Source organism: Rhabdaerophilum sp. (assembly GCF_046092605.1).
Classification (GTDB): domain Bacteria; phylum Pseudomonadota; class Alphaproteobacteria; order Rhizobiales; family Beijerinckiaceae; genus Rhabdaerophilum.
The window spans coordinates 18,542-30,210 of the sequence record NZ_JBJTDY010000150.1 but is presented as its reverse complement, the minus strand read 5'-3'; the positions used below and the strand labels follow the sequence as shown (position 1 = coordinate 30,210).

The window sequence follows — 11,669 nt, the reverse complement described above, 5'->3', positions numbered from 1 at the left end:
GAACAGGATGATCACGGCGACCCTGATCCATGCGCCACCGCAGAGCGATAGCAAAGATGATCTTGTGTTCATGTGAGAAAACCTCCGTGCCCCGGCGCCATTCTGGTTCGCAAGCCGTCATTACCATTTCAAAGCGGCGGCATCGAATAGCCCGGCTGCGCGCTGACCGACGCGGCCCGTGGCGGGAAGAGCGCGCTGCGCCTCGCCCAGCGCAACGGCTACGGCGATCGGGAGACGCGGGCGGGGGATTTTCCGCACGGGCAACCTGTTGCTGAGTGGACCGCCCTTCGAGTCCCGGACGCCTTGTTCCCGAATCCTGAGGCAAGGAGACAGATGGCTCGGGAAAACTGCGAGGTCCCGAGCCCGCCATGGCAGGGGATGCGAGAGAGACGATGCCATCCATCGGCCCCGCTGAAATTCAAACCGAGACATTCCCTTGCGTGCATGGCAAGCCTGCTTGATCCCGCATGGCCGGCCGCGCTACATGCGCCCCATGAGCAGGCAGGACCGCATCCGTTCCCTTCTGTCGAGCCTGGAGCCGATCGCGCTCGAGGTCATCGACGAGAGCCACCAGCATCACGGCCATTCGGGCTGGCGCGAGGGTGGGGAAACGCATTATCGCGTCATCATTCGCGCGGCAGCTTTCGATGGCCTTTCGCGCGTGGAACGCCACCGCCGGGTAAACGCGCTCCTTGCAGCGGAATTCGAGAGCGGCCTGCATGCCCTTGCCGTGGTGGCACGGGCCAGCGCGGAGCCCTGAGAAGCCTTGCGGACTGGACTTTCCGCCGCCTTCATGCTCAAGAACAGGCATGATCCGGTTTCCAGGCCGGGCGCAATCGCAACCCTTCGAGCCAATGTTATTCTTCGAAATTCTGGTCGTTCTGGGCCTCACGCTGCTGAACGGCTTCTTCTCCATGTCGGAGATGGCGATCGTTTCCGCTCGGAAGGCTCGCCTCGAAGCCATGGCGGAAGCGGGAGATACCGGCGCGCGGAAAGCCGCCGAACTCGCGCAGGAGCCGTCGCGCTTCCTCTCCTCGGTCCAGATCGGCATCACGCTCGTCGGCATCGTATCGGGCGCCTTCGGCACCGTGACGCTCGGCCAGAAACTCGGCGATGCGCTTTCGGAAACCCCGGTGATCGCCGCCTATGCCGAGCCGATCGGCTACGGCATCGTCATCCTGGGCATCACCTTCCTTTCGATTGTTCTGGGGGAACTCGTGCCGAAGCGCATCGCGCTGGCCCATCCTGAGGCCATCGCGGCTCGCGTCGCGCGCCCTCTCGGCTTCGTCGCGACGCTGACGCGCCCCTTCGTGCACCTGCTTTCGGCCTCGACGGCGCTCATCCTGCGCACCTTTCGCATCCGGCAGGAGCGCGACAGCCGCGTGACGGAAGAGGAAGTCGAGACGATGCTCGAGGAGGGCACGCAATCCGGCATCATCGACCCGGCCGAGCAGGCGATGGTTCAGGAGGTGATCGGCCTTGCCGAGCGCCCGGTGACGCAGATCATGACCCGCCGTTCGGCGGTCTACTGGATCGATGTCGCGGATGACCCCAAGGTGGCGCGTGCCGAACTGCGCCAGTGTCCCTATAGCCGCGTGGTCATCGCCAAGGGCAATTCCATCGATGAGCCGCTCGGCTTCGTGCACAAGAAGGACCTGCTGGACCAGCTTCTGGAAGGCAAGCCCTTCGATATCGAGGGGGCCCTGCGCGAGCCGGTTTTCGTGCCGGACACCTCCTCGGTGCTCGATGTGATCGAGCTCTTCCGCGAGAAGCGCAACCATTTCGCCTTCGTGCTCGACGAATTCGGCACATTCGAGGGTGTGGTGACGCTGACCGATGTTCTCGAAGCGATCACCGGCGACATTCCGGAGGAGCACGAGGTCGAGACCCGCCAGATCATCGAGCGGGCGGATGGCAGCTCGCTGGTGGATGGCCGCACCGAGATCAGCGCCCTCGAATCCGAACTGGGCATCGCCGTGCCTTCGGATGCGCGCTTCCATACGGTTGCGGGGCTGGCGCTGGAGATTTTCGGCCGCATCCCGCGCGAAGGCGACATCGCGGAATTCGGCGCCTGGCGTGTCGAGATCGTCGACATGGATGGCCGTCGCATCGACAAGCTGCTCTTCATTCGCCGCGAAGCCGGCGAGGGCTGAGCATCAGCCCTTCGGCTTGGCCGGCGCGAAGCTGTAGAACATTGCGCCCGCCAGCATCAGCAATCCGAACATCAGATGCAGGTTGGAATAGACGGCGGGGGCAGTAAGGCCCTGCGCCTTCCAATGCGCGACCATCGCCCCGGAAGCATATTGCATCAGCCCCGTACCGAGGATGTTGATGAAGTTCACGAGCGTGATGCCGCGCCCCAGTACGTCAGCCGGCATGAAGAGACGGGCATGGCCGACCATCATCGCATAGGTCGCACCGAAAAGTCCGATCTGAATCGTGAAGAGGATGGCGAGGGGCAAGGGCGCCAGGGGCCAGAAGGCGAGCGCCATGAAGCCGCTGGCCGCCACCAATGTTCCGGTCAGGGAAACATGTTTCGGCTGGCCGAGTTTCCCGGCAATCGGCCCGGCGAGAAGGGCGCAGAGGGTCATGCCCACGCCCATGGCCAGTGCGATCTGGCTGCGCGCGAGCGGTTCGAGCCCATGCACCTCGCCGAAGAATGGTCCGACCCAGAGCGAACGCTCGGTCCAGACCGGACCGGTGGCGACAAGGCTCATCGCGAGGATCGGAACCATGCCCGGCGATTTCAGCAGGGCAAGAAAAGCCTCGACCATCGACCCGACCTTGGCCGGTTGCTCCGCAGCCGGTGGATCACGCATCACGAAGGCGATCAGCAATAGCGAGGCCAGGGTTACGCCCACCATCAGCAGGAAGGCCATCCGCCAGCCGATGAGCGAGACGACATAGGCAAGCGGCGCCGCCGCGAGCAGCCCGCCCAGCAGACCGACCCCGAGGAAAACCGAGGCGAGGGCCGCGAAACGCCCCGGCTCTTCGGTGCGGCCGAAGAAATAGAGCGCGCCCATGAGGATCGGCGCGCAGCCGGCACCGATCAGCGCCATTCCGGTCGCGGCCGTCCAGAAGCTCGTGGCCTGGGAGAAAAGCACGGCCCCGAGCACCGCCAGCGCCATCATCACCACGGTCGTCCGGCGCGGGCCATATCGATCGAGCCAGATCCCGACCGGGATCTGCAAGGCCGCGAAGGCGAAGAACCAGGCAGCTCCCAGCGCCCCGAACTCCTTCGGGCCGATGGCGAGGTCCCGCGTTAGATCATCCACCACCACCGTCAGGAAGGAGCGATAGAACTGGCTGAGGATGTAGCCGGTCGAGGCGGCGGCAAACACCGCGCGCCGCCGCGCCAGCGAGAAGGCGCTCGTCATCTTGCGTAACGTCAGCGGATGCGTTCGAGAATCGAGACGTAATTCGCGACCGCGGCACCACCCATGTTGAAAATCCCGCCGAGCTTCGCATCGCTGATCTGCATGTCGCCTGCCTCGCCGCAGAGCTGCATCGCCGTCAGCGCGTGCATGGAAACGCCTGTCGCGCCGATCGGATGGCCCTTGGCCTTCAACCCGCCCGAAGGGTTGACCGGCAGCTTGCCGGTCTTCTCGGTCCACCCTTCGAGGATGGCGCGGCTCCCCTCGCCGGGCTTTGCGAGGCCCATCGCCTCGTATTCGATGAGCTCGGCAATGGTGAAGCAATCATGCGTCTCGACAAAGGAGAGATCGTCCAGCGTGAGCTTTGCCTGTCCCAGAGCCTTCTTCCAGGCGATCGCGCAGCCCTCGAAGGCGAGAATGTCGCGCCTGGACATCGGCAGGAAATCCTGGGCATGGGCAAGGCTGCGCAGCATCACGGCGCGCTTCGCCTGCATGGCGGTTTCCACATCGGCGATCACCAGGGCCGCCGCGCCATCCGAGACCAGAGAGCAATCCGTGCGCTTCAGAGGTCCCGCGACGAAGGGATTCCTGTCGCTTTCGGTGCGGCAGAACTCGAATCCAAGGTCCTTCCGCATCTGCGCATAGGGGTTCGACACGCCGTTCCTGTGGTTCTTCGCGGCGATCTTCGCCAGCGCATCCGATTGGTCGCCATAGCGCTGGAAATAGCCGCCGGCGATTCTGCCGAACACGCCGGCGAAACCCGCGGGCGTATCGCCGTCTTCCGGCAGATAGGAGGCCTTCAGCAGGTTCGCGCCGATTTCCGGGCCGGGCGTGCGCGTCATCTGCTCGACGCCCACCACGAGAGTCACCTTGGCGGCCTTCGCGGCAATCGCCTTCGCGGCCTGGTGCACCGCCGCCGACCCGGTGGCGCAGGCATTCTCGACACGCGTCGTCGGCTTGAAGCGCAAGGCCGGATCCGCCTGGAGGACCAGCGAGGCCGTGAAATCCTGTGGCGAGAAGCCCGCGTTGAAATGCCCGAGATAGATCTCGTCGACCTGCTCGGCCTCGACAACCGCGTGGGCAAGCGCCTCGCGGGCAACGGTGACGATCAGTTCCTCAAGGCTCTCTTCCTTCTTGCCGAAGGTGGTGTGGGCCCAGCCGATGATGGCAGCACTCATGCGCGAATCCCTCCAGGGCGTTCTTTAAGCGCGCTGATCCGCGCGCCTGCTCCAGCCGGGCGACCCGGCATGATGATGATTGGTATACCAATTGCGTCTAATCTTTAAGCACAGCCGCCCGAGGAACGCCATATTCTCGTGAGCAGAAAGCCGTCTGCACGGTTTCCGCGCTGTTCGCGAACCGAAACTGGGCCTATGAATCAAGCGGAGTGATTTGTTCCGCCTTTAAGCGCCTCGCGAGAGCCGTTCGCCGGCTCTTTTTCGCACAGGGTCTTGTTGTCGCATCATGTCGGTCTGTTCTGTTCCCCGTTTCGTGCGCCTTGGCCTCGGGCCGGCGTTTCTTGCTTTCGGATTGATGTCCGGCGCGGCTAAGGCGCAGAACCCGATGGTCCCGACCCTCGTGGTCGATGCCGAATCCGGCGAGGTGATCGAGGCAAACAACGCCACGCGACCATGGCACCCGGCCTCCACCACCAAGCTGATGACGGCCTATGTGGCCTTGCGCGCGGTGAAGACCGGCGCGATCACGCTCGACACCCCGCTTGTCGTCTCCCCGCTCGCCTCCAGGCAACGCCCTTCCAAGATCGGCGTGAAGCCGGGCCAGGAAGTGACACTCGAGAACGCGCTCAAATTCCTGATGGTGAAATCCGCGAATGACATCGCGGTGGTCGTCGCGGAGGGCGTGGCCGGCTCTGTCGAGAATTTCTCGGCAATGATGAACCGCGAGGCGCGCCGCATCGGCATGCGTGAAAGTAACTGGGTGAACCCGCATGGCTGGGAGGATGACCGGCAGTATTCCAGCGCCAGGGACCTCGCCGTGCTGGCCCGCGCGCTGCTAACGGAATTCCCCGAACACAGCGATCTCTGGGGCATCGGCGCGCTGAAACTCGGCAATCGCGTCTACAACAACACCAATGGCCTGATGGGCCGTTATTCCGGCGCGATGGGCATGAAGACCGGCTTCATCTGCGCCTCGGGCTTCAACCTCGTGGGCGCGGCGCAGCGCAATGGCCGCACGCTCATCGCCGTGGTTCTCGGAGCCTCGAATGGCGCGGATCGCACGCTGAAGGCGGCGCAACTGCTCGATGCCGGCTTCAATTCGGGTCGCGGCTGGGGCGCGGCCAACGGGCGCACGCTCGAAACGCTCACCGCGAGCTTCGAAACAACCGCTCCCAACCGGCGGCAGGAGATCTGCCGCCGGGGTGCCGCCCCTGCGAGTGAAGCCGAGGATACCGGCGCCGCTATCCTGCAGGCCCATATCGACAATCCCAGCGCGCTGGTGATGATGCAGCGCGCGCCCTCCGAATCCATGGCCGTTGGTTCGCGCTCGGGCAACTCGATCCAGCTCGGGCCGCGCGCGACCTTCGAGCCGATCCCGGTCTATCTCGGCCGCGCGCCGGGCAGCACCGCCGGGGCGCGCCGGCGGGGCGAGCCCGCGCGGCGGCCGCCCGCCACCGCCCTCGCGCCGCAACAGCCGCGCGCCTCGGGCGCGCCACTCCAGCTTCCCGGCGCGATCACGGCGCAGGCGGCGATCCCGCCGGCCAAAACTCGCCCGGCGGCCGTGGGTCCCACGGCGGAAAAGAAGAAGCTCGCGCCACGGCCCAAAGCCAAATCCAAGGCCGATAGCAAGGCCAATCCCAAGGCCAAGGCTGATGCCAGGACCCAGCCGCCGAAAGCCACGGCACAGTCTCCAGCCCGGCAGCGCCCGGCCAATGTTGGCCGCCAGCCGTGAGTGAATCGACCGTTTTCAGGGGTTCCAGGCGCGCGCTTCGCATCGGCACCGGCCTCGCGCTCATCAGTGCCGCGCTCTATGGCGCGAATGTTGCCGCCGCGCGCGTGGCCTCGCAGGCGGGCATGCCGGGTGCGGATCTCATCGCCTGGCGGTCCGTATGGTTCCTGCCGCTTCTTGCGATCATCGCCTTTTTCGCACGCGAGCGCCTGCGGCTCTTGCCTGGCGAGGCCGGCCCCACCCTGCGCCTCTCGATCAGCGCGAGCCTGACGGCGATCTTCTACCTCTCCTCGGTCGATCATCTGCCGGTGCCCATGGCCGTGGTGCTGTTCTACATGTTTCCGCTCTTCGTGATCCTGCTCGCCTCCCGCATCGAGGGCCGGCGCATCTCGCGGGTGCAGATGGGCGTGTTCGTCGTGGCCTTCGCAGGCCTGGTGACGGCTGTGGGGCCGTCTCTCGCCGGGCTGTCTCTGAAGGGCGTGCTGTTCACGCTGGGTGGGGCTTTCGCCTGTGCCTACCTGTTCATCACCGCGAGCCATGTGCCGAATGCGCCGCTGCGGAACGCCTTCTGGACGCAGGTCTTCATGGGGCCGCTCGCCTTCCTGTTCGCTTGGCTGCAGGGCGGGCTGGCGAACCCGGCCGTCGCGCTCGGCATCGCCCCCGTCGCCGTGGCGCTGGCCATGGGCGCCTATGCGCTGGCCTATTGGCTGCAACTCGTGGCCGCGCAGAAGATCAGCGCCGACCGCGCGGGGCTGCTGTTCCTGTTCGAGCCGGTGATGGCCATCGCCATGGCCGGCCTTTTCCTCGGCGAGGTTCTCACCCCGGTTCAGTCCATTGGCGTGGCCTTGATCCTCGCGGCGCTTGCGGCCGAGATCCGCCTGGGCACCAGGGAGCCGTGAGGACGAAAACCCGTGAGCGCGCGCGATCCTCTGGAGCCCATCCCGCTCACCATCCTCACGGGCTTCCTCGGTGCCGGAAAGACCACGCGCCTCAATGCCTGGCTGAAGGACCCGGCCTTCGCCGATACCCTCGTGATCATCAATGAATTCGGCGCCGTTGGTCTGGATCACCTGCTGATCGAGGAAGTGCAGGGCGACATGCTGCTGATGGCGGCGGGCTGCCTCTGCTGCACCATCCGGGGTGATCTCGTGGCGACCCTGGAGGATCTGCTCCGCCGCCGCGACAATGATCGCATCCGCTTCTTTCGGCGCGTGTTGATCGAGACGACCGGCCTTGCCGACCCGCTTCCGATCCTGCAGGCCGTATTGCAGCACCCCTATCTTTCGAAACGCTTCCGCATCGCTTCCGTGCTCACGCTCGTTGACGCCGTGCATGGCGCGGAGACGCTTCGCGCTCATGCCGAGGCGCGGCGGCAGGTGGCGCTCGCCGATGCGCTGATCCTTTCGAAAACGGACATCGCCACGCCGGAAGCGCAGGCGGCGACCATCGCGGCGGCGCGGGCGCTGAACCCCTTCGCACCCTGGCTTGAAGCGCAAGCCGCCCTTCAGCCCGAGGCGCTCTCCACCCTCCGCTTCCGCCCGGAAAGGCTGGAGGATGCTGATCTCGTCGCCTGGCTCGGCGAGAACGAGGGTGTGAGCCATGGAGCGGACCATGTGCCGGGGCATGACCCCAACCGGCACGGAGCGGAGATCGAGGCCTTCGCGCTGGTCTCGCCCCAGACGGTCAGCGAGGGGCAGCTTACCGTCTTCCGCGAGGCGATGCGCCTGATGCTCGGGCCGAAGCTCCTGCGTCTCAAGGGCCTCGTCGCCATGGCGGATGACCCGGAACGGCCCATGCTCATCCATGCCGTGCAATCCGTGGCCGATCCGCCCGTGCGCCTCCCCCGCTGGCCCTCGCGCGACCGGCGCACGCGGCTGGTCGTCATCGCGCAGGGCGAGGCGCGCCAGACCATCGAAGGTTTCTGGAAGGCGCTGACCAATCCCTCAGGCCGCTGAGGCAAGCCGGTCGCGCAGGGTGCGGCGGATCACCTTGCCCGTGGTGGTGAGCGGCATCTCTTGGATGAAATGGATTTCGCGCGGATATTCATGCGCGGAAAGCCGCTTGCGCACATGCTCCCGAATGTCGTCGGCAAGAGCCGGACTCGGCTGTTGTCCCGGCTTCAGCACGAGGAAGGCCGTGACGATCTCCGTGCGCAAGGGGTCCGGCTTGCCCACCACCGCGGCCAGCGCCACCGAGGGGTGCCGGAGGAGGCAATCCTCGATCTCCACCGGCCCGATGCGATAGCCCGCCGAGGTGATGACATCGTCATCGCGGCCGAAAAAGCCGATATACCCCTCGGCGTCGCGGAACCCGCGATCGCCGGTGGTCATCCAGTCGCCGATGAATTTCTCCTTTGTGGCTTCCGGATTGTTCCAGTAGCCAAGGAACATCACGGGGTCAGGACGGCGGATCGCCACCTGCCCCGGCTCCTCGGGATCACACATCGAGCCATCCTCGCGGATGACCGCCACGAAATGCCCCGGAACGGGCTTGCCGATCATGCCCGGGCGCATGACCCCCATGGCGCGCGAGGCGGAAAGCACCAGGTTGCACTCGGTCTGGCCGTAGAATTCGTTGATGGGCAGCTTCAGCACTTCCCGCCCCCAGTCGAAAGTCGGCGTGCCCAGCGATTCCCCGCCCGAAGCGAGTGTTCGGAGATCGAGGCCAAAGCGTTCGAGCGGTTTTTCCACGCTGCGCATCATCCTGAGGCCCGTGGGCGGGATGAAGGCATTGCGCACACCCGCGCGTTCCATCATCGCAAACGCGGCTTCGGGATCGAATTTCTGGAAGGCCCAGGCGACCACCGGCACGCCGAAATAAAGGCCCGGCAGCAGCACGTAGAGCGATCCGCCCGCCCAGGCCCAGTCACCCGGCGTCCAGAGCCGGTCACCGGGCTGCGGCAGGAAATCATGGTGCATCTCGACGCCCGGCAAATGGCCGATCAGCACCCGATGCGCATGAAGCGCGCCCTTGGGGTGCCCCGTCGTGCCGGAGGTGTAGATCATCAGGGCGGGGTCTTCGGCATGTGTGTCGCGGGTCGGGAAGCCTTCGGGCGCCCCTTCCGTGAAGCGCGCGAGCGAGACCGCGCCGTCCGCCTCGCCATCCATGGAAAGGATGGTCTCGACCGCCGGCATGTCCGAGCGAAGCGCCGCGAGGCGGGCCGCGCCGGCGCGATCCGTCACGATAAGGCGCGCCCCGGCATCCGCAGCACGGTAGGTGATGGCTTCGGGCCCGAACAGAACAGCCAGCGGCACGGCAATCGCGCCAAGCTTGTAGATCGCCATATGCGCGATGGGCACGAAACGCCCCTGCGGCAGGAAAATCGCGATGCGATCACCCGGGCCGAGCCCGGCCCGCGCCAAGGAAGCGGCCAGCCTTTCGGCCTGCTGCCGCATTTCCCCATATGTGAATGTCGAAAGGGCAAAATCCGGCCCGACCTCGATGATGGCCGCACGACCCGGATCGCGCTCGGCCCATGCATCGCAACAGACCCTGGCGATGTTGAGCCGATCCAGCGCAGGCCAGCGAAAGCGCGACCGAACCTTGTCGTAATCGCCCGGCCCGGAAAGCAGTGAATCGACCATCCGATCCTCTGGAACAAGAACAGCCCTGCTTTGGGCAAGAGCGCGGGCAAAATCAATCAGGCTTCAACTTTGTTTCGCTGGTGCAGCAATTTTTTCGGCTAGGCCCTTGACGCCAGCTGCCGCTGCGCCATTTTGTCGCTCACGGTGCCGGGCCCCTCTGGCGCGGGCAAAGCCCCGTGCGATGTCGGAACCGAGAACTTTTGTTTCTCCGGGCTCAAACTGGTAATCAACATGGAACTCTTGATGAGCGGCTTCCTCGGGAAGCCTGTCTGGATGTGGCTTGGCTTTCTTGCCATCATCATCGCTCTTCTCGCCTTCGATCTTGGCATCTGGCACAAGGATGACAAGGAAATGGGCGTATCCGAAAGCCTCTGGCTTTCGGCCTTCTACATCGCTTTCGCCATGGCCTTCGGTGCCTATATCTGGTGGGCCTATGAAACCGGCCGCCTGGTGACCGAAGACGGCACTCATGCCGGCATCGCCTATTTCACGGGGTTCTTCATCGAGAAAGCGCTGTCCATCGACAACGTCTTCGTCATTTCGATGATCTTCGGCTTCTTCGCCGTTCCGCGCAAATACCAGTATCGCGCGCTGGTCTGGGGCATCCTGGCCGTCATCGTCCTCCGCGGCCTGATGATCGCGCTCGGTGCGGCCCTCGTGCAGCAATATTCCTGGGTGCTTTACATCTTCGGCGCCTTCCTCATCGCCACCGGCATCAAGATGCTCGTGGTTCCGGAAAGCGATCCCGATGTATCGAAGAACCCCGTCGTGCGCTTCATGCGCAAGCATATGCGCGTGACCGACAAGCTGCATGACCAGAAGTTCTTCGTGCGCCAGCCCGACCCGGCCACCGGCAAGGTCGTGCTGTTCGCCACGCCGCTCTTTCTGGCGCTGGTCGTGATCAACGTTGCGGATCTGATCTTCGCGGTTGACTCGGTGCCGGCGATCTTCGCCATCACCACCGACACCTTCATCGTCTACACTGCGAATATCATGGCGATTCTCGGCCTCCGCGCGCTGTATTTCGCGCTGGCGGCCATGGTCCATCGCTTCCAGTACCTCAAATATGCGCTCGCCATGATCCTGGTCTTCATCGGCCTGAAGATCTTCTGGAACGAGATGGTCGGCAAGCTGAACCCCGCGATCTCGCTGGGCGTAACGCTCGCGCTCATCCTCGGCGGCGTGCTCTACTCGCTGTGGAAGACGCGCAACGACCAGCCGGAATTGCGCGACAAGGCGGCCGAGTAATCTCGGTCCGCCTCTCCGGCCAGAACAGGCGCCGCCCCCTCACCGGGGCGGCTCTTTTCATTCCGGGGGGCAAATTCAGATCGGCAGATGCGGATCGGCCTTCACCTCCTCCATCACGGCATAGGAGCGCGATTCCTTGACGCCGGGGAAGGTCAGGATCGTCTGCGTGAGCAGAAGGCGATACGCCTCCATGTCCTTCACGCGGGTCTTGATGAGGTACTCGAACCCGCCAGCCACCAGATGGCATTCGAGAATTTCCGGCGAGGAGCGCGCGGCCTGCGCAAAGCGCGCGAAAACATCCGGCGTGGTCTTGTCGAGGGTCACCTCCACATAGACCAGCAGCGCCCGATCCAGCATGCCCGGATCAAGATGCGCGTGATAACCCTTGATGTATCCTTCGCGCGTGAGGCGCTTCACACGCTCGGTCGTGGCGGTGGGTGAAAGGCCGACGGTCTCGGCCAGAGCCACGGTGGAGAGACGCCCGTCGCGCTGCAGGGCGCGGAGGATCTTCAGATCCGCGCGATCAAGCTCTGTTGTCATTTCCACTCTCCAAAGG

10 protein-coding genes are annotated in these 11,669 nt (G+C 64.9%); 6 read left to right on the top strand and 4 right to left on the bottom strand.

Features of this window, described 5'->3' with window-relative positions:
• Window positions 1-493: 493 nt before the first annotated feature.
• Both ACKODO_RS11650 and ACKODO_RS11645 read left to right on the top strand, forming a co-directional pair.
• Window positions 494-760, top strand: coding sequence for a BolA family protein (locus ACKODO_RS11650; RefSeq protein ID WP_408983602.1), 267 nt, complete (start codon window positions 494-496; stop codon window positions 758-760).
• 49 nt (window positions 761-809) lie between these two features.
• Window positions 810-2,153, top strand: coding sequence for a hemolysin family protein (locus ACKODO_RS11645; RefSeq protein WP_408983601.1), 1,344 nt, complete (start codon window positions 810-812; stop codon window positions 2,151-2,153).
• A gap of 3 nt (window positions 2,154-2,156) precedes the next feature.
• Here the strand turns inward: ACKODO_RS11645 and ACKODO_RS11640 are convergent, their stop codons facing one another.
• Together ACKODO_RS11640 and ACKODO_RS11635 are read right to left on the bottom strand one after the other, a co-directional pair.
• Window positions 2,157-3,377 (bottom strand): MFS transporter, encoded by a 1,221-nt coding sequence (locus ACKODO_RS11640; RefSeq protein ID WP_408983600.1) that lies wholly within the window; start codon window positions 3,375-3,377, stop codon window positions 2,157-2,159.
• Between the two features lie 11 nt (window positions 3,378-3,388).
• A complete protein-coding gene (locus ACKODO_RS11635) occupies window positions 3,389-4,552 on the bottom strand; it encodes an acetyl-CoA acetyltransferase (RefSeq protein WP_408983599.1) in 1,164 nt (387 codons plus the stop codon).
• 385 nt (window positions 4,553-4,937) lie between these two features.
• Here ACKODO_RS11635 and ACKODO_RS11630 point away from each other — a divergent pair, with 385 nt between their 5' ends.
• Genes ACKODO_RS11630 through ACKODO_RS11620 form a run of 3 tightly spaced genes read left to right on the top strand, consistent with a single transcriptional unit; the run spans window position 4,938 to window position 8,236 of the window.
• Window positions 4,938-6,284 (top strand): serine hydrolase, encoded by a 1,347-nt coding sequence (locus ACKODO_RS11630; protein ID WP_408983598.1) that lies wholly within the window; start codon window positions 4,938-4,940, stop codon window positions 6,282-6,284.
• Window positions 6,281-7,180 (top strand): DMT family transporter, encoded by a 900-nt coding sequence (locus ACKODO_RS11625; protein ID WP_408983597.1) that lies wholly within the window; start codon window positions 6,281-6,283, stop codon window positions 7,178-7,180. The genes ACKODO_RS11630 and ACKODO_RS11625 overlap by 4 nt, the downstream gene beginning before the upstream one ends.
• Window positions 7,181-7,192: 12 nt before the next feature.
• Window positions 7,193-8,236: a CobW family GTP-binding protein gene (locus ACKODO_RS11620; RefSeq protein ID WP_408983596.1), complete on the top strand. Its 1,044-nt coding sequence runs from the start codon at window positions 7,193-7,195 to the stop codon at window positions 8,234-8,236.
• Here the strand turns inward: ACKODO_RS11620 and ACKODO_RS11615 are convergent.
• Window positions 8,225-9,853 (bottom strand): AMP-binding protein, encoded by a 1,629-nt coding sequence (locus ACKODO_RS11615; RefSeq protein ID WP_408983603.1) that lies wholly within the window; start codon window positions 9,851-9,853, stop codon window positions 8,225-8,227. The two genes, ACKODO_RS11620 and ACKODO_RS11615, sit on opposite strands and share 12 nt — an antisense overlap.
• 255 nt (window positions 9,854-10,108) lie before the next feature.
• On the opposite strand from ACKODO_RS11615, the gene ACKODO_RS11610 reads away from it, so the two are divergent.
• Window positions 10,109-11,113, top strand: coding sequence for a TerC family protein (locus tag ACKODO_RS11610; RefSeq protein ID WP_408983595.1), 1,005 nt, complete (start codon window positions 10,109-10,111; stop codon window positions 11,111-11,113).
• Window positions 11,114-11,188: 75 nt separating this feature from the next.
• Here ACKODO_RS11610 and ACKODO_RS11605 read toward each other — a convergent pair whose 3' ends face one another.
• The gene (locus ACKODO_RS11605; protein WP_408983594.1) at window positions 11,189-11,653 is read right to left on the bottom strand and encodes an Lrp/AsnC ligand binding domain-containing protein; all 465 of its coding nucleotides are present in this window, start codon (window positions 11,651-11,653) and stop codon (window positions 11,189-11,191) included.
• Between the last annotated feature and the right edge of the window lie 16 nt (window positions 11,654-11,669).